The sequence below is a fragment of the Chryseobacterium sp. PMSZPI genome (assembly GCF_002835665.1).
Taxonomy (GTDB): Bacteria; Bacteroidota; Bacteroidia; order Flavobacteriales; family Weeksellaceae; genus Chryseobacterium.
Genome location: NZ_PIZV01000024.1, coordinates 46,960 through 67,001 on the forward strand (window position 1 = coordinate 46,960; position 20,042 = coordinate 67,001).

Here is a 20,042-nt window from a genome sequence, read left to right on the forward strand (position 1 = left end):
AATGAAAAAGAATGTATTAAGAATTACAGCAGTTTTAGGTTTAACAACAGTTTTACTTAACTCTTGCGGACCAAAGGAAAATACACCTTTGGTATATTTCCCGGACATGTATTTTCCGGTAGCTTATGATCCATTGATGAAAGCTCAGGATGCGTATTCAGATCATGAAAATGAGATCCCGGCTTTTGTAAAAAATAATGGTGCAACAGGTCTTTCTCCAGTAGAAGGATCAGTTGCTCAAAATAAAGATGGAGTTTTTGAAGAAAGTTTATTACCTAAAAATGTTGACGAGTACAACGCAGGGTATGATGCTTCTAAAAAACTGACAGCTTCTCCTCTGAACCCAGCTAATGCAGCTAAAGATCTTGAAAGAGGAAAGGTATTGTTTGACCACACTTGTGCTGCTTGCCACGGAACAGGAGGTGATGGACAAGGACCAATCGTACAATCTGGTGCATTTTCTGGAGTTCCAAACTATGCAGACAGAGAAATTACTGTAGGATCTGTTCATTATGTATTAACTAACGGTAGAAATGCCATGGGATCTTATGCGGGACAATTGAACGCAGGAGACAGATGGAGAGTAGCAATGTATGTGATGAGTGCTTTCAAAAAGGGAGCAGCACCGGCAGCAGCTACAGCGGCGGCACCAGCAACAACTGAAACAACTACCGAAACTAAAAAATAAGAAAAGAAATGTATAGTTTTTCACCAAAATTAAAATCAACTTCTATAATACTTCTTGTTGTAGGTTTAGTTCTGTTTGGTATTGGTTTCTTTATGAATAAAGGACTTTCTACTGAGAAAATAGAACAAATGATGGAAGCTGTTCATGCTTCAGGTCATACTGCTCCTACACACTCAAGTGAAATGGTTGGACCACAGGATCACGCTGCTCATTTAGAGCATGCTGAACTTCAGGTTCACAATCAGCCTTTGGCATCGTTACACTTTGTAGCTGTCTTTTTCTTTGGAGTGAGTTGTGCTGTATTGTTTTTTTACTGTATTCAGCACGCTGCCCACGCTGGTTGGCCAATTATCATTACAAGAGTAATGGAAGCTATTGCTTCTTATATTCCTTATGGTGGTGCAATCTTGGTTATCTTAATGATCTTAAACATCACTCATAATGGTCATTTATTCCATTGGATGGACCCAGAATTGACAAACCCTGAATCTGCTCACTTTGATGTAATTTTATTCGAAAAGAAAAGATTCTTAAACATACCTTTCTATGCTATCAGAACGATCATTTATGTAGTAGGTGCTTCTTTCTTTGCATGGAAACTGAAAGCTCAATCTAAAAAAGTAGATGATACGAAATCTAAAGTTGAATATCAAATGCTTTACAGATGGGCAGTTGGATATATTGTATTCTTTGGATTTGCTTCTGCTGCTTGGGCTTGGGACTGGTTGATGTCTATTGACCCTCACTGGTATTCTACAATGTATATCTGGTATTCAATGGTTAGCTGCCTATCAAGTGGTATTGCTGTAATCATTTTATTAAGTGTTTATCTTAAGAAGAATGGTTTCTTACCACAGTTCAATGACAACCACTTACACGATTTAGGAGTTTTCCTTTTCGCTACAAGTATGCTTTGGACGTATACATGGTTTGCTCAGTTCATGCTGTACTGGTATGCCAACGTTCCGGAAGAGGTTAACTACTTCTTTGGAAGATTCCAGCACTACTCTCCTACTTTCTTACCAATGTTGATCATCAACTTCTTATTACCATTATTGGTATTAGTAAGTAGCAGCATTAAGAGAAACTACAAAGTAGTGACAACTATGGCAGTAGTAGTTATCTTAGGACACATCTTAGATTACTTCAACATGGTAATGCCAGGAACGGTAGGACCATACTGGAACACTCCTGAAGTATTCTTATTAATCTTAGGAGCTCTTTTATTCGTAGCTGGATTATTTATGTTTACTGTACTTTCAGCTTTATCAAAACTGAAGTTGATTCCTACAGGAAACCCATTCTTACACGAATCTGAAATTTATGAATATCCTTTCTAAGGACTTATATAAAAATAAAAAGGACCGATTATTGATCGGTCCTTTTTTTATGATCTTACTTACAAGATTTTAGTTCTAAATCATAAAGAATCCGGAATATCTTTTCCGGATTTTCTTATATTCTTTAAGTTTATACTTTTTAAGAATTAGATATAATAATAAACATGAAACATATTATCGAATAAATTTAACACTTCTATGTTCCGCCTGTAAATAAATTAGTTTCTTATTTTTAATACTTTCATTGATATGCTCAACAACGCTGTCCGGAGTAAGGTTGTCTTGAAAATATTGTAAAACATTTTTTCTCATCTTCAATATCTCGGTTTCCGATATATCAAATACCTCATTTAAAATAGAATCCAAATTTCCAATATCGTCAAAAATGATGGCATTAACCTTATTAACCAAATTCGGATACATGACCTCTGCATATTCTTTCTGAATCAACGGAATGGTTCCTACAGACATCGCTTCAATTACGTTATGACATAAAGGCATCACCACTCCGGGACAGCAAAGGTAAAAGTTAAAATAAGATAATGTCTCTCTCACATCCTCCATGGGCAAGGCAAAATGTTCTTTAATGGCAAATGCATACTTTCTTTCCATACTGCCCTCTTTTATTTTTTCAAACAACTCCAACTTTCCTGATAAGGAAATAAAGTTCTGTTGATTTTTAAAATAACTAAGAAGCTCTGTTCTTGGAATTACAGAGAATTCTGTCCTCTTAATATCAAGATAAGCTTGTGCATCAAAATTACCATAGCAAAAAATTGAATTACATCTTTTTTTGTTCAGATCAACTTCATAATTCCAAATTCCATAATGATACATAAAAGGATGGAAACTCATTGGAATATGAAACACATCATCAGTTCTGTTTTCATTTTCAAAATAACTGGAAAAATAGTCAGGACTGAACATTTCATCTGTTATTTCAATATAATTTTCAGGTTGATATTTTGTATTAACAATTAAAAAGTTTTCCTCTCTTACCAATAAGCTCAGATATCTTTCTTTGTTCCGTATATTTCGAAATTTGGCAAAATCCATTGGATAATAAACATTATATCCTGCCAGCTTGTAAAACTTCAAAAGCAAATAAAAAAAACGGTGATAAAGCGTATGATTGTTTATATGGACTACAACAGCTTTGGAAGTATCCTCGGGAGTATTTTTCTTAATTTTTTCAAAAGCAAGTACATCCTTTATCAAGCGGTTGACCTGCTCAATTTTTTTTTTGATCATAATGTATGTTTAAAACAAAATTAATGTTTTATTTTAGAAACCTCATATTATACCAGTTATAAAATTATTTTCATAAAAGGTATTAAATGGTTCACAGAAATTAAATCCAAAATGTCACGATAATAATGTAATTACTGATTAACAGAAATGCTAAAAGAATGATGAATCATTCTTCAAGATACAGTCTATTTCCAATCATTTACCGAGAGTCAATTAAAAGAATGACAAAACAAAAAATAAAAACCTAGTATTAATAAAGGTTTTATTAAATTTGCAACAAACCAAATAAAAATGAAAAAGTTTTCTTTTCTACTTGTTTTCAGTCTGTTGCTTTTCACAGCATGTAAGAAGGACCATGTAGATGCTACGAATACTAAAACGCTGCAGTCAAGTATCAATGATATGACTTCCAGCCTCTCAACCATTAAACAGATTAAGTTTAATGAGGCTCTTTATATCCTTAAAACATTTGGCGTAGAAGCTGATGGTGATATTAATGAGCTAAAAGCTCTTGGAAAGCTGATCAACGGGAAAAAAGTTCCTGAAATAATGTCTCTTGCCGATGAAGTTGCACAGAAAAATGGAATAGAATGGGCAAGTACAGCTCCTCCTTCACTTGGAGAAATGAATATCTTCGGTGATGATAAAGCTAAAGAAAGTGACCCGAATGATATAAAAGCCGGAGCATTAAGCTTGGTTACAAGACCAACCGGAGATGATGGAAGTGGTGCTCCTACCGCCATCCAAATTGTTCCAAGACTTGTAGATACAGCTGGAAACCCTGTATCATTTACAGGTGCCGGTTTGGAGGCTACCTTAGAGGTCTTCAGCAATGGAATAAGACTTTATACAGCTAAAAATCTGATGCAGGATAATAACTTTAAAGGATTTAATTTAAAATTTGCTTCAATTCCTGCTGCTAAAGTTGTAGATAACAAAATTGACGTTACAGTTTCGGTAAAAACCACGGCAAAGACTTTCAAAATGTCAAAGATAGGTCTTGATGTGAATGCTGCAGCTCTTAAAGTTCCTGTAGTTCCTAAAACTGACACTACTGCTGTAACGCAACAACCAAGTGCCGTAATAGAACCCACTACTCCATCAACAACACCTGCCACAACCACAGAACCGGGAACAACGGCTCCTGCAACACCTGCAGCACCAAAGCAACCGACAGCAGATCCCAAAAATATAGTAAGTAAGTTTTTAAATAGTGTAAGTTCACAAAATTTAAAAGCGGCATATGATGCATCCAATAACCCAAGTTGGGGAAGTTATGAATCTTTCTCCAATCCTAACTCCGGTTTTGGAGCAGTAAAAAACGTGAGCGTAAAAAACATCACAACAAGCGCAACCAATGCTAATGGAGCAAGCGTAAATGCAACTTATGATGTAACGGATAAAAACGGCAAGACCACTTCATTAAAGGTTACTTTCGGACTTAAAAATGTAAACGGAGACTGGAAAATTTCCAGCTATAAAATAAATCCATAAATGGCTTCATCAGAACTGATAAAAAAACTAGAAGAAACAATTGAAAATATTCCTGATTTTCCGATTCCGGGGATACAATTCAAAGATATTTCACCTATCTTTTTAAATCCAAAGCTTTATGAGGAAGTCATTGCAGATCTTGCTTCCAATAGTAGAGGAAAAGTAGATGCGGTATGCGGAATAGAAAGCCGTGGTTATTTATTCGGGATCGCTATTGCTGTGGCTTTAGAAGTTCCTTTCATCCTGATAAGAAAAGCAGGGAAACTTCCTCCCCCGATCATTTCAGAAAGCTATGACCTGGAATATGGAAGTGCCATCATTGAAACCCGCGAAGGCCAGATTAAAAAAGGACAAAGAATACTCATTCATGATGACCTTCTCGCAACAGGCGGAACTACAGAAGCAGCAGCCAAATTGGTAGAAAAACAAGGTGCTACAGTTTCTCAATTTAGTTTCCTTATTGGTTTAAAAGGTCTTAATGGAGATGAAAAACTGAAAAAGTTTGGGGCAGAGGTTTACCATATTTTAGAATATTAAGATTCAGAATAAACAATATGCTTCGACTCTGCTCAGCATGACAATGGCAATAAATGTTATTGGTTTACAAATGTCACGCTGAACAGAGTCGAAGCGTTTTTATGATAAAGAACAACAATTTCACAACATTTACAGAATAATACCAATAAAGTATTTTGTAAATCACTAAGAAACAATTAAATTTGCATTTCAATTTTTAAAAACTTATGGCAAAATTGGGAAAGAATGCTCAAAATGAGCAAGAAGGTAAAGAAACAGTTGAGTTCTTCAAAGATCTTGACAGAGAGGCCTTAAACACTGAGAGATTTGTAGAAAAATATTCAAAACCACTAGGTATAGTATTTGGAGCTTTAATTTTAGGGGTTTTAGGATTCTTTGCATACAAGCAATTTGTAGTTGCTCCTAAGAACACTGAGGCTGTGAAGAGTTTCCTTGCTGCTCAAAAAAACCTTGCAGAAGGTAAAGATAAAGATGCTTTAGGTGGAAAATCTGCTGCAAACCCAGGTTTCGTTGGTACAGCTAATGATTATTCAGGAACAAGCGTTGGTCAGCTTTCTGCTTACAATGCCGGTTTATTGAAATTCAAAGAGGGAAAATTCCAAGAAGCTTATGATCTTTTAGACAAATTTTCATCTGACAACAAAACGTTGGTGGCTATGAAATATGGAGCTATGGCAGATGCGAAATCAGGTCTTAACAAAAATGACGAAGCTTTAAGTTTATTAGATAAAGCAGCAACTGCATCTGATGATCCCTATACAACTTACTTCTTCACAAGAAAAGCTGGTATTGTTGCTTTAGGATTAAAGAAAAATGCAGAAGCTAAAAAATATTTCTCTACTATTGATGAGAAATACCAGGATTATGACAACGGAATGTCTGATTCTTATATTGAAATGACTAAATATTATTAAAAAATGGCAACAGTTAATCTTTCCGATTACAAGCCACTTCATATAACTAATGCCGAAGATTTTTCTATCGGCATTGTTTTTTCTGAGTGGAATGATTTTGTAACCTACAACCTTCGTGATGCAGCTTTGGAAATTCTTGAAAAAGAAGGTGTAAAACCTGAAAATATTAAACTTTTCCCGGTGCCAGGTGCTTTTGAATTAAGCTATGCAAGTATGCAGCTTTGCAAAGAAAGAAAATTTGATGCAGTAATTTCTATCGGATGTGTCATTCGTGGAGAGACTCCTCATTTCGATTATGTATGTTCTGCAGTAGCACAAGGAATCAAAGATTGTAACATTATGACCGATACACCTACCATATTCTGTGTATTAACAGATGATACCAAAGAGCAATCTATTGCCAGAAGCGGTGGTGACCTTGGAAACAAAGGTGTGGAAGCTGCTGTTACAGCACTAAGAATGATTGATTTCAAAAAGAAGTTATCTGACAAAAAAGGACATATCGGCTTCGGTCACTCCTAATTCTGATCAATTTAACAATATATAAAGGCTGTCCCAATTTTTGAGACAGTCTATTTTTTAGTTACAAATCAACAAATTCATTTATGTTATAGACTCCAGATGAGAAAATAACAGCTTGGTCTAAGTTTAAAAGATCATAAATTCTTACTAATAAAAGGTATGTTTTCATTTTTTTCCGTTAAAAGTTGTACACAAAAACTATCTTTGTGAAAACTAATATAGACAGTCAATACATGTTTTTAAAAAAAGTAAAACCGTTCCTGTATTTAGGAGTTTTTTATCTTATTATTTCTTTGATAATAAGGACAATCTTCTTTTTCCACCCCATTACTACCGCTAGTTTTGGATTTTTTGAAGTCATAAAAGTATTACTAGTGGGTCTTGTGAATGATATTTTTGTCTTCACCCTGGCCAGTGCTATACTTGCCCTCTACTTCTTATTTCTTTCAAATTCGAAATATAAAAAACCTTATGGCTATATTATTTTTGGCATCTTGGTTTTATTTTTCCTTTATATATGGCTTATTCCCAACAATATTTTTAAGCAATATGGTGGCTCTGTAACAGAAATTGCTCTTGCGTTTGTCGGAATAAAGACCCTTTTCTTTGGGTTAATGCTTTTTCTTCCTACTCAAAGAATTAAGATTCGTAATGTTTTATATTTCATTACATTATTCTTGTATGTTCTTCTGATTATCTTCAATGGAGTCAGTGAATACTTTTTTTATAATGAATTTGGGGTTCGCTATAACTTTATCGCTGTAGACTATCTGATTTACACCAACGAAGTGATTGGGAATATTATGGAAAGCTACCCTGTTATTCCTTTATTCTCGGCAATAATGATTGTTACCCTATCCATTACCTGGTTCATTTATAAAAAGACAAAAGATGAGCTTTTAGAGCTTCCTGATTTTAAACAGAAAATGGTATTATTAGGTACATTTATGGTACTTTGTGCATTGAGTACTCTCGCAATACCATCATTAATGCAGATTAAATCAGATAATGTTTTCGCGGATGAAATTGAGGCTAACGGGATCCCTAAATTCTATTGGGCATTTACCCATAATGAGCTGGATTATTTCCAATTCTATCCACAGATTAATCAACAACAGGCAGATAAAAATTTCTTGAGCCAATTTCCTGAACATACATTATCAAGAAACATTGTTGCTGAACAACCGGAAACAAAGAAAAATGTAGTTCTGATCTCTATTGAAAGTCTTTCCGCAGACTTTATGGAACATTATGGAAATACTCAAAAAATTACTCCTTTCTTAGACAGCCTGGCTGATAAATCGTTGATGTTTACCAATCTGTATGCTACAGGAAACAGAACGGTACGTGGATTGGAAGCCTTGACACTTTGTATTCCTCCTACCGCCGGAGAAAGTATTATCAAAAGAAATGATAATAAAAATAAATTTACAACCGGAAATGTTTTCAAATCTAAAGGCTATGATGTTAAGTTTTTATATGGCGGATATAGCTACTTTGATAATATGCAGGACTTCTTTGGGGGGAATGGATATGATATTGTCGACAGAAACAATTTTAAACCGGAAGAAATCACTTTTGCCAATGTTTGGGGTGTTGCTGATGAAGATATGGCAAGAAAAGCGATTCAGGTAATGAATACAGAGGCAAAATCCGGAAAGCCTTTTTTCAATCATTGGATGACGGTATCTAATCACAGACCTTTCACTTATCCTGATGGAAGAATTGATATTCCCGGAACTTCAAAATCTCGTGAAGGAGGAGTAAAATATACAGACTACTCTCTTAAGCTCTTCTTTGAAATGGCTAAAAAACAAGATTGGTATAAAAATACAGTCTTTGTGATTATTGCGGATCACTGTGCTTCTAGTGCCGGAAAAACTGAGCTTCCGATGGATAAATACAGAATTCCGGCGATGATTTTTTCTGAAGGATTCATTCAACCACAAAAGTTTGATACTTTGATGTCCCAGATTGATGTAATGCCAACCCTTTTCGGATTACTGAATTTCAGCTATCAATCAAAATTCTTGGGTCAGGATGTTCTTAAAAAGGAATTCCAGCCTAAAGCATATATTGCGACCTATCAGGACCTTGGATTTGTAAAAGATGGGCGTTTAACCATCATTTCCCCGGTAAAAAAGGTGAAACAATATTCTTTAGAGTTGGAAAAAAGTGATCTTGCTCCGAATTTTAAGCTTTATTACAACGAGAAATTATTAAAAAATCCGGAACAAAAACTGGTAGATGACGCAGTCTCAGCCTATCAATCAACATCGTATTGGTTGAAAACAAAACAACTTAATCGCTAATCAAGTGAGGAATAAAACGGCTTTCGTTATTGGTGATCAGATGAACACTTTCTCTGATCCCAATTCCCGCCGGTTCCTGACCTATCACCCAACTTCCAATAACAGGGTAGTTTCCTTCAAAACCAGGAAGTTCAAAAAGTTGCTGATAGATAAATCCTTCTTTATCATAATCTCCACCATTCTGTTCCACCGGAATATTATTTTTGTGTAAAACCACATTCGCTCCTTCTCTGGAATAAACAGGCTTTTTCGCAAAATCTTTCAAATGTCTTGGTTCGAAATAAGACTCCAACAAATAAGGGTGATTAGGATACATTTCCCAAAGAATAGGTAAAATGGCCTTAGAAGACAGCAATATTTTCCAGGCAGGCTCGATCCACTGGGATCTGAAATCATTCTTCACCAGTTTTTCTCCAAATCCATCAGCAAGGATCCATTCATAGGGATAAAGTTTAAAGATATATTCCATTACAGATCGATCCCCTGCCACAAATTCGTCAATCTCTTCTGCCCAACCAATATCCTGAACAGGAATAAACTCTGTATCAAAACCTGCCTGAGAAGCACAATCACGCATATATTCCACATTGGTTACATCTTCTATATTGGTAAGGGATGCAAAATAAAGATAATGCGGATTCATGTATTTCTTCAGATATGTCCAATAATCTACCAGCTTTTCATGAATTGAATTAAACTGATCTTTATCCGGAAACATCTCTCTAAGCCAATACCATTGTATTACAGATGCTTCATAAAGTGAAGTTGGAGTATCTGCATTAAATTCTAGTAGTTTTAAATTCTTACCATCAAAACCAAAATCAAATCTCCCATAGATTGATGGATGATCTTCTTCCCAGCTCGTAATAATATAATTTTTAAACCATTCCGGAATATTGAATTTACTCCAAAGATTATTCTCAATAACATAATCCACCGCTTCCAGACACATTTGCCATAATTCAGCTGTAGCACTTTCAATGATATTGATTTCACTTAGGGAAAACTGGTAATAGTGACTTTCATCCCAATAAAGACCTTCAAGAGAATGATATCCAAATCCCAGATTTTCAAGTTTGTGCTCCCAGTTCTTTCGAAATTGTGATTGTATTCTTTCCATAATTTATGATGATGCTCTGAAACCGCTTTTCCCTAATCCTCCTCTTACTACATTCCCTTTATAAGTACTTCTTCCTATATTCGATTTACTACTAATAGCCCCACTATAATACCCTTTTTGATAAACACCATTGCTATAATAACCATAAGGACGGAATGCATGATACCAAAAATACCCCGGCATAAAACCATGTGACCTCGTATAAGATGCCGTAGTATCCGATCTCATATATACTTTTTTCTCATTACTCCATTCCGATTTCGGTTTTTCCTGAGAGCAGGCAGCAAGGACACCTGTTACAAAAAGTAATTTTATAGAACTTGATTTTTTCATGGCTATTGAACTGTTATATAAAATTCATAATCTTTTTTGGTCTTATCGGTTCTCACGTAGCCTTCCCCATCCTCTATGGTTTTCACAGTATCTCCGAGACTTGGAATCGTATCCCTTTTTATTAATTCCTTTACAAGAGTCTTCTTTTTCCAGACTTTATGTTTGGTAATAAGAACATCTGTAGAATCTAAGTGTTCTACAGAAAGTTCAGTTTCAATAGAAGCATTTTTATCCACACTATTAACTTCATCCTCGTTACCTTCTTTTTCTGTACATGCTGTCAGCATTAATACTCCCGTCAATAAAAAGTAAAATTTAAATTTTCTCACTTTGGTTGTTATTTCTAGCAAAAATAATCATTTAGTAACGATATTATTTTAAATTTACAATGCAAAAAAAACATTAGTATGAAATGGACAGACGACAGAGGCGGAAACGTTGATGACCGCCGTGGTTCCGGAAGCGGCGGAGGCGGCATGATCGTTGGTGGCGGACTCGGAACCTTAATTATAGCAGCAATTGTTTTCTTTTTAGGAGGTGATCCTTCCGGTATTTTAAACTCAGGAAGTATACAATCATCAGGAAATTCTGAGAGAAGAGAACTTTCTGCAGAAGAAAAACAGATAGGAGAAATGGTTGACATGATGGGCAGATGGAATATCCTTACCTGGGACCAGATCTTTAAAGAAAACGGAATGACTTATTCTAAGCCTGGGATTGTTCTTTTTGAAAATACAACACAATCAGCTTGCGGTACTGCTCAATCTGCAATGGGACCATTCTATTGTCCTGCCGATCAGAAGGTTTATATGGATATGAGCTTTTTCGGTGAACTTCAGCAAAAATTTGGAGCTAAAGTAACTGAATTTACAGTCGCTTATGTTCTGGCTCACGAAGTAGGACATCATGTGCAGACTCTTTTAGGAACCACTCAAAAAGTGGATGCATTAAGAAGAAGTGGAAGATATTCGGAAGCAGAAATGAATAGAGTTTCTGTAGCGACAGAGTTACAGGCTGATTTCTATGCCGGAGTCTGGGCAAAAAGAACAAACGACAGCAAACATATCCTGGAACCTGGTGATATTGAGTCTGCAATAGATGCGGCTCAAGCTGTAGGAGATGATAATATCCAGAAAAGGGCACAGGGATATGTTAATCAGGAGAGTTTTACCCATGGATCATCTGCACAGCGTAAAGAATGGTTTATGAAAGGATACAACACCGGAGACATCAGACAAGGTGATACTTTCAACCAACTTTTAAAATAATTTAATATCTTATAATTGTGAATTCCAAATGCCATAATTAATATTCTAAACATTTGAGAAAATCAGAGGTTCAAAAAAATCAATTATTCAATTATTAAAATAAATTTATTAACTTCGAGAAATTGACCAACTAATATCAGCATTATATAAAGGAATTCCTTTAAGGTGTTAAATAAATAGAGTTCGCCGAAAATCTAAAGAGTAGGCAAAAATAAATAAATTACACAATATGAAAAATTTAAGAAAACTTTCAAAAGGAGAAATGAAAACAGTTAACGGAGGCATGCGATGGACTGAGGATCGTGGATGTAATGTCATAGATAGAAGACCTGGGGCTAAACCAGAGTGGATGCAAGAAGTTAGTAACTGGTGGTGTAAAAATTTTGGATAATAAATAATATCACAAAAGAGGCCGAGTATGTAAACCTGTTAGGTTTAATAGACTATACACAAAAAAACCTTGAAGAGTTTTCTTCAAGGTTTTTTTATAGGTTGATTAATTGAGCTATAAAGTATTTTATTGCAATTCGATCGGATTAGAATTCTTTTTGGCTTCTTCTTTCACTCGATCTTCCATTCTTTTCCTCATATCAGCAGGGTTTTGATTTCCGCCTCCTCCAGGGCCTCTTCCTCCACCGCCTATTCTGGTTGTAGAAAAACCTCCTTGTCCTCCTCCTTGAGTCATAAATGACATTGGATCTGTTCTGAACTTTTGCTGTTGTTTTACAAAATCAGATCTTTTCACTTTTAACGTATTCCCAAATTGATTCAGGGTTGGAAATTCAGCAATTTTGTAATTCTTCATTAAATCGAAGGAATAGTCTCCTTTATCATCTTCAACTTTTACGATTAGACCGGGAAGCCCTCCAAACTTATAAGGTCCATCCTGATAAGGAAGATCCGTAGTGAACCACGCTGTCCATTTTCTTCCTGCAAAATCAGTTTCTGCTTTTTGAACTTTATATTCCCCTATCTTTCTTGTTTCTGAAGAAATTTTCCAATTCAATGGTCTGTCTTCTTCATAAGAATAAATATCCCTTCCTATTCTGTCTTTAAAATAAGTCTTTTGATTGGCCTTATCTTTTTCAACAGAATAATTGATATTCGTTCTCAATCCTTCCATCTGATCCCTGTTAATACTTATTCTTCCTCCTCCACCTTGAAAGGCTTTCTGCATAATGGAATCCCTTTTTATCCTGTTTTCAGAATAAAAAACAGATTTTTCCGGAGAAATATCCAAATATGCATTTTCTGTCTTTATATCCGTTTTATTTTCCGCATCAGGTTTCATTGTTACCTGATAAACAAACCTGTTCGTTTGTGCTGAAACATGCTGTATAAAGAGTGTTAAAGCAATAATACCTATTTTTTTCATTTATATTTTCTTTAATTTAATTCAATTGGATTTTGATTTGGGCTTGCTCCGCTTTTAAAAGAAGGAGTATCTCCATTAGGTCCCTGCATCGGAAAATTATTCCCTTCACCTCCCATTCCTCGATGCATACCACCTCCCGAATGATTACCACCCCTCATTCCTCCTCCATGTCTTCCGCTGCCAGAATGCATATTTTCACCAACATTATTTGTGGCCATTGTACTCCTGTTTTTATTGAACTCAAGCTCAAGAGCAGCCTTATCTCCACGGAAATTAATTCTGGTGCTTTGCTTTGCATCAGAACTTATGGGTTCCTCAAAAGAGTTCTTAATCATTATTTTTTTGACAAGATCAAATTTGTAGTCTCCTTTATCATCTTCCAGCTTCACAATCAACCCCGGTAATCCTGAAAATTTATAAGGTCCATCAGAAACCGAAATATCTTTTGTAAACCAGGCTGTCCAGGTTCTCCCTCCCAAACTTGTGGTTGCTTTTTGAGCGGGATATCCGTTTTGTTTCTCAACAGTATTGGTTATTTCCCATCTTATAGGCCGGTCTTCCTGGTAATAAATTTGCTTCCCCGCTACCCTATCATAATAGTACACTTTACGTTCCGGAATATTTTTGGTGATGAAATATTCAAAAAAAGTAGGTTCATGATGTCTCTTCCCTTCCAATTTTGAAAAATCTTTTTCTTCTTTTTTATTATTTTCTTTCACTTCCGATTTAAAAATCGCAAAGAGAGAATCCCTTACCAATTTATTTTCACTGATAAATAAAGAATGATCTCCTTTCACATCCAGAAAAGTTCTTTCACTTTTCATCGTCACCAGATTAATAGAATCAGGATTTACCGAAGTGTCATAAACATATCTTATGGTCTGCCCATGGGCTAATACGATTAAAAACAACACAAAGAATCCAAGTAATTTTTGTTTCATTGCTATTTTTCTTTATAGATCAAGAATATAATTTAAAGTTAAAATCAAAAAGAGAGACTTTCGGCTAATAAACAAAAGTTTATGTAATTTTAACATAAAATATTCCCTTTAGAATTCTCTACTAATATCAGAATCATTAAAATAGATATCTTCGATTTGAGATTGCGGAAATTAGTTCGTATTTTTGCATCATTAAATCATTCTAAATAAATACAATGATAAAAGTATCAGACCATGCAAAGGAAAAAGCCATCCAGTTGATGACGGAAGATGGTTTTAACCCTGCTGAAGATTATATAAGAGTGGGGGTGAAAAGCGGCGGATGCTCTGGTTTAGAGTATGTTTTAAAGTTTGACAACCAAAAAACAGACGCAGATCAGATTTTTGAAGATAATAACATTAAAATTATTATAGATAAAAAATCCATCCTCTATTTAGCAGGAACAACTCTTGAATATTCAGGAGGATTGAACGGAAAAGGGTTTGTTTTTAACAACCCGAATGCATCCAGAACATGCGGATGTGGAGAATCATTTAGTCTTTAGAAAAAAGACATAAGATACTAGATATCAGCTCTCAGAAAAGCATCTGAAATCTGAAGTCTAAAATCTGAAATCTAAAAAATAGTAATGAGTAAATACACTGAAGACGATTTAAGAGTCGATCTAGAAAATAAAAAATATGAATTCGGTTGGGAAACCAAAATTGACTATGAAGAGTTCCCGATTGGTTTAAATGAGGATATCATCCGTGCAATCTCTGCTAAAAAAGAAGAGCCTGAATGGATGACTGAATGGCGTTTGGAATCTTTCAAAATCTGGCAAAAAATGGTGGAGCCTACCTGGGCTAACATCAAATATGAAAAACCAGATTTTCAAGCTATCCGTTACTATGCTGCTCCAAAAGTAAAGCCTGAATTGGCCAGTCTTGATGAAGTAGATCCGGAATTATTGAAAACTTTCGAAAAGCTAGGGATTAATATCGAGGAGCAAAAAAGACTTTCAGGAGTTGCCGTAGATATTGTAATGGACTCTGTTTCTGTGAAAACAACTTTCCAGGATACATTAGCAGAAAAAGGGATTATATTCTGTTCCATCTCTGAGGCCATCAAAAATCACCCGGATTTAGTAAGAAAATATCTTGGAAAAGTAGTTCCAAGAGGAGATAACTTTTACGCAGCATTGAATTCCGCAGTATTCTCTGACGGAAGTTTCTGTTATATTCCTAAAGGCGTAAAATGTCCAATGGAACTTTCTACCTACTTCCGTATCAACCAGGCAGGAACAGGTCAGTTTGAAAGAACGCTTGTCATTGCAGATGAAGGAAGTTATGTTTCTTATCTCGAAGGCTGTACAGCTCCATCAAGAGATGAAAACCAGCTTCACGCAGCGGTAGTGGAACTTATTGCACTAGACAATGCTGAAATTAAATATTCCACTGTACAAAACTGGTACCCAGGTAATGAAGAAGGAAAAGGTGGGGTATTTAACTTTGTAACGAAAAGAGGTCTTTGCGAAAGAAACGCAAAAATTTCTTGGACACAGGTTGAAACCGGTTCAGCAGTAACATGGAAATATCCTTCTTGCATCCTTAAAGGAGATGGTTCTATTGGAGAGTTCTACTCTATCGCAGTAACCAATAACCATCAATATGCAGATACAGGAACAAAAATGATCCACATTGGAAAAAACACCAAGTCAACGATCATTTCTAAAGGGATCTCTGCAGGAAAATCTCAAAACTCATACAGAGGGCAGGTAAAAGTAATGCCTTCCGCAAAAGGAGCGAGAAACTTCTCTCAGTGTGACTCTTTATTGATGGGCAATGAGTGTGGAGCTCACACTTTCCCTTATATTGAAATTAAAGATCCTACTGCACAACTAGAGCACGAAGCTACAACTTCAAAAATCGGAGAAGATCAGATTTTCTACTGTAACCAGAGAGGTATCGATACGGAAAGAGCAATTGCCTTAATTGTAAACGGTTTCAGCAAAGAAGTTTTAAATAAACTTCCAATGGAGTTTGCTATTGAAGCACAAAAACTATTGGAAATTTCACTGGAGGGTTCAGTGGGATAATCAATTGAAGAGAGAATCGCTATGAAGAAGTTTTTATTGGCATTTTTTGGATTCATTTTTTTAAATTTTTCAGCTCAGGAGAAGAAAGGTTTTCAGCTTTCAAGTCACATTCTGGATATTTCGCAGGGACAGCCTGCCGGAAATGTAGTTATAGAACTGGAGAAATTTAATGAAACAACCCAACAATGGATTTCTATAGGTAAAAAACAAACTGATAATAATGGCAGGGTTTCAGACTTTTTACCATATCAAAAGACCAATAACAACGGAAAATACAAGCTTGTATTCTTCATAGAAGATTATTACAAACATAAAAATATAGAAAGCTTCTATCCGTCTATTGAAGTAATATTCCAGATTAAGGATAATGAACATTATCATGTTCCTATTACTTTATCTCCTTATGGATATTCAACATACAGAGGAAGTTAATACAATTATAAAAAGAAAAAGTTAGCAAGAATGTTACAAATTAAAGACCTTCACGCCAAAATTGAAGACGGCGCAGAAATATTAAAAGGTATTAATCTTGAAATAAAGCCGGGCGAAGTTCACGCGATCATGGGGCCGAACGGAGCCGGTAAATCCACGCTTTCTTCTGTAATCGCAGGAAAAGAAGATTACGAAGTGACTGGTGGAGAGATTCTTTTCGAAGGAGAAGACATCATTGAGGACGCTCCTGAAGATAGAGCTCATAAAGGGATCTTCCTTTCTTTCCAGTATCCAGTGGAAATTCCGGGAGTTTCTGTAACGAACTTCATCAAAGCTGCTTTAAACGAAACCAGAAAAGCAAACGGATTGGAAGAAATGCCCGCAAAAGAAATGCTTGCATTAATCCGTGAAAAATCTGAAAAATTAGGAATTAAAAAAGATTTCCTTTCAAGATCACTAAATGAAGGATTCTCCGGAGGTGAAAAGAAAAGAAATGAGATTTTCCAGATGATGATGCTTAACCCTAAATTGGCTATTCTTGATGAAACGGATTCCGGATTAGATATCGATGCATTAAGAATCGTAGCAGACGGGGTAAATTACTTTAAAAATGAAGGAAATGCAGTTCTTTTGATTACTCACTATCAAAGGTTGCTTAACTATATTCAACCGGACTTTGTTCACGTTTTAGCTAACGGAAAAATCATCAAAACAGGTGATAAATCTTTAGCATTAGAACTTGAAGAAAAAGGATACGACTGGCTTTTAAATTAATTGAAAGATTAAAAGCATTTAAAAAATTAAAAAATCAAACGCAATCTTTGTCATTCCGTAGAATCTACCGGTTCTTAATAAATGGCAGAATAAACGTTCAGAAAATGAGTCTAAACGAACAAATTTTAAATAATCATAACGAATTTCTAAGCACGCTTCGTCATCGTTTTTTAGATGAAGAGAGAGCTCAGGCTTTAGGAAAGTTTGCAGAAGCTGGTTTTCCGACAAAAAAAGACGAAGAATATAAATATACCAATCTAAAGGAGATCACGGAAAAGAACTATAATTTTTTCCCGAAAGAGAACCACAATATCACTAAGGAGCAATTTGATGAACTGCATCTTGGTGAAGAACATTTTGATTGGATCGTTTTTGTAAACGGTAAACTTCACAAAGAACTTTCAAAAGTTTCTATTGAAAATGTAGAGTTCCTTTCATTCAATTACGCATTGAATGATGATAAACATAAAGAGGTATTTGAAAAATATTTCAATACAATTGCTTCACAAGACTTAGCTTTCACAAACTTAAATCTTGCATACTGCAAATACGGATTTTTCTTGAAAGTTCCTAAAAATGTAGTCATTGAAAAGCCAATTCATGTTTTCTACATTTCTCAGAATCAGGAAGAGAATACCTTCTATAATACAAGAAACCTATTGATCGTAGAAGAAGGAGCAAAAGTAGAAGTTATTGAAAGCCACCACAATTTTGATAGTACTTATGTCCTAACAAATTCTGTGACGGAAATCTTTACTTCTCCAAACGCAAAAGCAGACTGGCATAAGCTTCAGAACGATAACAATACTTCTTATCTTGTTGATCATACTTTTGCAAAACAGGAGAAAGACAGCTTAACAACAGTTAATACATTCTCTTTTGGAGGTAAATTGGTAAGAAATAACCTGGATTTTATTCATAATGGATCAAATATCAATTCATTCATGAATGGAATCACAATCATCGGAAAAGATCAACTGGTAGACCACCATACTGCGGTTCATCATAATTTCCCGAATTGTGAAAGCTATCAGAATTATAAAGGTATTTTTGATGGCAATGCACACGGGGTTTTCAACGGAAAAGTTTTTGTTGATAAAGTTGCTCAAAAGACTAATGCTTACCAGCAAAACAATAATGTCTTACTAAGTGAAGGAGCAAGCATTGACACTAAACCTCAATTGGAAATCTTCGCAGATGATGTAAAATGTTCCCATGGATGTACAGTAGGTCAGCTGAATGAAGATGCATTATTCTATTTAAGAGCAAGAGGAATTTCTAAAAAAGAAGCTCAGGCATTGCTTTTATATGCATTTGCAAATGATGCCATGCAGAATATTGACATTGAACCGCTTAAAGAAAAGATTTCAAAACTTTTGGCAGAGAAATTAGAAGTAGATATAGAATTCTAATCATTATATATTTGATAATAAAAAGCACTTCAAAAATTTTTGAAGTGCTTTTTATTTTGAATTGTGTTTATATTATTTCTTCAGCCAGTCTTGGTTATTCTTATTCTTTGAACGTTTCACACCATTATCTATATTATAGGCAAAACCTACTCCTAATGTTTGTTTCAACTGAGTTTTCCAGATTTGATTATGATCATACAATAGGTCTAAAGTGATATTGGATGAGATATATTTATTAATCTTCATATTTAAGACAGCTCCATAAGCAAGAACCAATCTGTCCGGATGATCCAGGTAATTTGAAAATACAGAAGCTGTATTTGTCAAATTGATATTCTCCATAATTTTGATCTTATACATAGCTGTTCCCAGGAAACCGAATTGAAAAAGAGAAGAATCCCCGTCATTTTTAAGGCCATAGGTCCCTGCTTTTTGAAGATCTTTATCCAGTACAAAAGTCCATCTTGCGTTGGCAGGGCGTAAAGTCACTGTAAGATTATCGTTAGGACGATACGTAACACCGACACCTAAGTTCAGATACCCTGGTGCAAAAAAGTTGGAAATCTTCTTGGCGTCCGGATTATTGCCATCCTCATATCCCGGTGCAAATTGCGTCTGAAGACTTGCTCCCGCCGAATAATACCAATGTTTTGCAAATTCTCTACCATAGTTCGTAGAAAGATTAATAACGTCCTGTGTTTTTCTTACTCCCGTCCCTTGAGTATTATTTTGTCCGTATCCCAGGATAATAATATTTTCCCAAAGATCTTTACCTTTTTCATAAGTAAGATTGTAATTAACTCCGGCAAGCCATCCCACATTGTTGGCTCCTCCTCCTACCCAATTTGAAAAGGCAGCTTGGTTAAGCATTAATGTATTTTGCCCCTGAATAGACCAGGCTTTTACAGTGTCCTTTACAGGAGCTTCGGTTTTAGTTTCTTGGGCACTGACAACCACTCCCAAAGAAATGGAAGCGAGTAATAAAAGTTTTTTCATAATTAACGATTTTCCCTGCAAATGTATAAATAATAATTTACGCCACGTCAAAATTCACTTTGAAATGAATTTATCACCCTCTAAAATTATAAACTCAACAGCCTAAGAATAAAATATTTAAACCCAATAAAAAGGGTAAAAAAAGATCTCATCAAACTTAAAACAACTTAAAATACATCCAGCCTAGAAATAAAAAAGAGGCTGTCTCAAAGTGTCATTCTGAACATAAACTGAAAGTTTACGAACGTAGTTCAG

At 35.2% G+C, this 20,042-nt stretch carries 21 protein-coding genes; 14 read left to right on the plus strand and 7 right to left on the minus strand.

The annotated features are described in order from the left end of the window. The first annotated feature begins 1 nt into the window (after nucleotide 1). Together CW752_RS04825 and CW752_RS04830 are read left to right on the plus strand one after the other, a co-directional pair. Complete coding sequence (locus CW752_RS04825) at nucleotides 2-688, plus strand: c-type cytochrome (RefSeq protein ID WP_101238628.1); 687 nt, start codon at nucleotides 2-4, stop codon at nucleotides 686-688. A gap of 8 nt (nucleotides 689-696) precedes the next feature. After that, the gene (locus tag CW752_RS04830; RefSeq protein ID WP_101238629.1) at nucleotides 697-2,028 is read left to right on the plus strand and encodes a quinol:cytochrome C oxidoreductase; all 1,332 of its coding nucleotides are present in this window, start codon (nucleotides 697-699) and stop codon (nucleotides 2,026-2,028) included. Nucleotides 2,029-2,202: 174 nt separating this feature from the next. On the opposite strand, the gene CW752_RS04835 is transcribed toward CW752_RS04830, so the two are convergent. Next, complete coding sequence (locus CW752_RS04835; protein WP_101238630.1) at nucleotides 2,203-3,279, minus strand: hypothetical protein; 1,077 nt, start codon at nucleotides 3,277-3,279, stop codon at nucleotides 2,203-2,205. A gap of 291 nt (nucleotides 3,280-3,570) precedes the next feature. Between CW752_RS04835 and CW752_RS04840 the strand changes: the two genes are divergently transcribed. The 5 genes from CW752_RS04840 (at nucleotide 3,571) to CW752_RS04860 (ending at nucleotide 9,058) form a co-directional block, all read left to right on the plus strand. After that, nucleotides 3,571-4,773, plus strand: a complete 1,203-nt coding sequence (locus CW752_RS04840) for a hypothetical protein (protein ID WP_101238631.1) — start codon at nucleotides 3,571-3,573, stop codon at nucleotides 4,771-4,773. Continuing rightward, the gene (locus tag CW752_RS04845; RefSeq protein ID WP_101238632.1) at nucleotides 4,774-5,310 is read left to right on the plus strand and encodes an adenine phosphoribosyltransferase; all 537 of its coding nucleotides are present in this window, start codon (nucleotides 4,774-4,776) and stop codon (nucleotides 5,308-5,310) included. It abuts the gene before it with no gap. Nucleotides 5,311-5,516: 206 nt separating this feature from the next. After that, complete coding sequence (locus CW752_RS04850) at nucleotides 5,517-6,224, plus strand: hypothetical protein (protein ID WP_101238633.1); 708 nt, start codon at nucleotides 5,517-5,519, stop codon at nucleotides 6,222-6,224. 3 nt (nucleotides 6,225-6,227) lie between these two features. Further along, complete coding sequence (gene ribH / locus CW752_RS04855) at nucleotides 6,228-6,746, plus strand: 6,7-dimethyl-8-ribityllumazine synthase (protein ID WP_101238634.1); 519 nt, start codon at nucleotides 6,228-6,230, stop codon at nucleotides 6,744-6,746. A 233-nt stretch (nucleotides 6,747-6,979) separates the two neighbouring features. Beyond that, nucleotides 6,980-9,058: an LTA synthase family protein gene (locus CW752_RS04860; protein WP_101238635.1), complete on the plus strand. Its 2,079-nt coding sequence runs from the start codon at nucleotides 6,980-6,982 to the stop codon at nucleotides 9,056-9,058. Here the strand turns inward: CW752_RS04860 and CW752_RS04865 are convergent. From CW752_RS04865 to CW752_RS04875, 3 genes are read right to left on the minus strand one after another with little or no spacing between them, the layout of a single operon-like run. After that, complete coding sequence (locus tag CW752_RS04865) at nucleotides 9,048-10,178, minus strand: glutathionylspermidine synthase family protein (protein WP_185117572.1); 1,131 nt, start codon at nucleotides 10,176-10,178, stop codon at nucleotides 9,048-9,050. The genes CW752_RS04860 and CW752_RS04865 overlap by 11 nt on opposite strands. A gap of 3 nt (nucleotides 10,179-10,181) precedes the next feature. After that, a complete protein-coding gene (locus tag CW752_RS04870) occupies nucleotides 10,182-10,511 on the minus strand; it encodes a hypothetical protein (protein ID WP_101238636.1) in 330 nt (109 codons plus the stop codon). 2 nt (nucleotides 10,512-10,513) lie between these two features. Further along, nucleotides 10,514-10,861 carry a hypothetical protein gene (locus CW752_RS04875; RefSeq protein WP_185117573.1) on the minus strand — a complete coding sequence of 116 codons (348 nt, stop codon included), beginning with the start codon at nucleotides 10,859-10,861 and terminating at the stop codon, nucleotides 10,514-10,516. A gap of 57 nt (nucleotides 10,862-10,918) precedes the next feature. On the opposite strand from CW752_RS04875, the gene CW752_RS04880 reads away from it, so the two are divergent. Further along, entirely contained in the window at nucleotides 10,919-11,779 is an 861-nt protein-coding gene (locus CW752_RS04880; RefSeq protein WP_101238638.1) for a neutral zinc metallopeptidase, read from the plus strand. Between the two features lie 229 nt (nucleotides 11,780-12,008). Then, nucleotides 12,009-12,170: a bacteriocin-like protein gene (locus CW752_RS16835; protein ID WP_185117574.1), complete on the plus strand. Its 162-nt coding sequence runs from the start codon at nucleotides 12,009-12,011 to the stop codon at nucleotides 12,168-12,170. 126 nt (nucleotides 12,171-12,296) lie between these two features. On the opposite strand, the gene CW752_RS04885 is transcribed toward CW752_RS16835, so the two are convergent. Both CW752_RS04885 and CW752_RS04890 read right to left on the minus strand, forming a co-directional pair. Continuing rightward, a complete protein-coding gene (locus CW752_RS04885) occupies nucleotides 12,297-13,154 on the minus strand; it encodes a GLPGLI family protein (protein WP_101238639.1) in 858 nt (285 codons plus the stop codon). Nucleotides 13,155-13,165: 11 nt separating this feature from the next. Continuing rightward, the gene (locus CW752_RS04890) at nucleotides 13,166-14,095 is read right to left on the minus strand and encodes a GLPGLI family protein (RefSeq protein ID WP_101238640.1); all 930 of its coding nucleotides are present in this window, start codon (nucleotides 14,093-14,095) and stop codon (nucleotides 13,166-13,168) included. A gap of 215 nt (nucleotides 14,096-14,310) precedes the next feature. On the opposite strand from CW752_RS04890, the gene CW752_RS04895 reads away from it, so the two are divergent. From CW752_RS04895 to sufD, 5 genes are all read left to right on the plus strand, one after another. Further along, entirely contained in the window at nucleotides 14,311-14,640 is a 330-nt protein-coding gene (locus CW752_RS04895) for a HesB/IscA family protein (RefSeq protein ID WP_101238641.1), read from the plus strand. Nucleotides 14,641-14,724: 84 nt separating this feature from the next. Then, nucleotides 14,725-16,173 carry a Fe-S cluster assembly protein SufB gene (gene sufB / locus CW752_RS04900; protein WP_101238642.1) on the plus strand — a complete coding sequence of 483 codons (1,449 nt, stop codon included), beginning with the start codon at nucleotides 14,725-14,727 and terminating at the stop codon, nucleotides 16,171-16,173. Nucleotides 16,174-16,194: 21 nt separating this feature from the next. Further along, the gene (uraH, locus tag CW752_RS04905; protein ID WP_101238643.1) at nucleotides 16,195-16,605 is read left to right on the plus strand and encodes a hydroxyisourate hydrolase; all 411 of its coding nucleotides are present in this window, start codon (nucleotides 16,195-16,197) and stop codon (nucleotides 16,603-16,605) included. Nucleotides 16,606-16,635: 30 nt separating this feature from the next. Then, nucleotides 16,636-17,379: a Fe-S cluster assembly ATPase SufC gene (sufC, locus tag CW752_RS04910; RefSeq protein WP_101238644.1), complete on the plus strand. Its 744-nt coding sequence runs from the start codon at nucleotides 16,636-16,638 to the stop codon at nucleotides 17,377-17,379. 104 nt (nucleotides 17,380-17,483) lie between these two features. Next, nucleotides 17,484-18,791 (plus strand): Fe-S cluster assembly protein SufD, encoded by a 1,308-nt coding sequence (sufD, locus tag CW752_RS04915; RefSeq protein ID WP_101238645.1) that lies wholly within the window; start codon nucleotides 17,484-17,486, stop codon nucleotides 18,789-18,791. 72 nt (nucleotides 18,792-18,863) lie between these two features. Here the strand turns inward: sufD and CW752_RS04920 are convergent, their stop codons facing one another. Continuing rightward, entirely contained in the window at nucleotides 18,864-19,787 is a 924-nt protein-coding gene (locus tag CW752_RS04920) for a DUF3078 domain-containing protein (protein ID WP_101238646.1), read from the minus strand. Between the last annotated feature and the right edge of the window lie 255 nt (nucleotides 19,788-20,042).

Bases quoted from the DNA above. Each gene is read 5' to 3' on its own strand.
- CW752_RS04845 (WP_101238632.1), top strand. From the start codon at position 4,774: ATGGCTTCATCAGAACTGATAAAAAAACTAGAAGAAACAATTGAAAAT.
- sufD (WP_101238645.1), top strand. From the start codon at position 17,484: ATGAGTCTAAACGAACAAATTTTAAATAATCATAACGAATTTCTAAGC.
- CW752_RS16835 (WP_185117574.1), top strand. From the start codon at position 12,009: ATGAAAAATTTAAGAAAACTTTCAAAAGGAGAAATGAAAACAGTTAAC.
- CW752_RS04865 (WP_185117572.1), bottom strand. From the start codon at position 10,178: ATGGAAAGAATACAATCACAATTTCGAAAGAACTGGGAGCACAAACTT.
- ribH (WP_101238634.1), top strand. From the start codon at position 6,228: ATGGCAACAGTTAATCTTTCCGATTACAAGCCACTTCATATAACTAAT.
- uraH (WP_101238643.1), top strand. From the start codon at position 16,195: ATGAAGAAGTTTTTATTGGCATTTTTTGGATTCATTTTTTTAAATTTT.
- CW752_RS04850 (WP_101238633.1), top strand. From the start codon at position 5,517: ATGGCAAAATTGGGAAAGAATGCTCAAAATGAGCAAGAAGGTAAAGAA.
- CW752_RS04880 (WP_101238638.1), top strand. From the start codon at position 10,919: ATGAAATGGACAGACGACAGAGGCGGAAACGTTGATGACCGCCGTGGT.
- sufC (WP_101238644.1), top strand. From the start codon at position 16,636: ATGTTACAAATTAAAGACCTTCACGCCAAAATTGAAGACGGCGCAGAA.
- CW752_RS04825 (WP_101238628.1), top strand. From the start codon at position 2: ATGAAAAAGAATGTATTAAGAATTACAGCAGTTTTAGGTTTAACAACA.
- CW752_RS04860 (WP_101238635.1), top strand. From the start codon at position 6,980: ATGTTTTTAAAAAAAGTAAAACCGTTCCTGTATTTAGGAGTTTTTTAT.
- CW752_RS04830 (WP_101238629.1), top strand. From the start codon at position 697: ATGTATAGTTTTTCACCAAAATTAAAATCAACTTCTATAATACTTCTT.
- CW752_RS04870 (WP_101238636.1), bottom strand. From the start codon at position 10,511: ATGAAAAAATCAAGTTCTATAAAATTACTTTTTGTAACAGGTGTCCTT.
- CW752_RS04895 (WP_101238641.1), top strand. From the start codon at position 14,311: ATGATAAAAGTATCAGACCATGCAAAGGAAAAAGCCATCCAGTTGATG.
- CW752_RS04835 (WP_101238630.1), bottom strand. From the start codon at position 3,279: ATGATCAAAAAAAAAATTGAGCAGGTCAACCGCTTGATAAAGGATGTA.
- CW752_RS04890 (WP_101238640.1), bottom strand. From the start codon at position 14,095: ATGAAACAAAAATTACTTGGATTCTTTGTGTTGTTTTTAATCGTATTA.
- CW752_RS04920 (WP_101238646.1), bottom strand. From the start codon at position 19,787: ATGAAAAAACTTTTATTACTCGCTTCCATTTCTTTGGGAGTGGTTGTC.
- CW752_RS04885 (WP_101238639.1), bottom strand. From the start codon at position 13,154: ATGAAAAAAATAGGTATTATTGCTTTAACACTCTTTATACAGCATGTT.
- CW752_RS04840 (WP_101238631.1), top strand. From the start codon at position 3,571: ATGAAAAAGTTTTCTTTTCTACTTGTTTTCAGTCTGTTGCTTTTCACA.
- sufB (WP_101238642.1), top strand. From the start codon at position 14,725: ATGAGTAAATACACTGAAGACGATTTAAGAGTCGATCTAGAAAATAAA.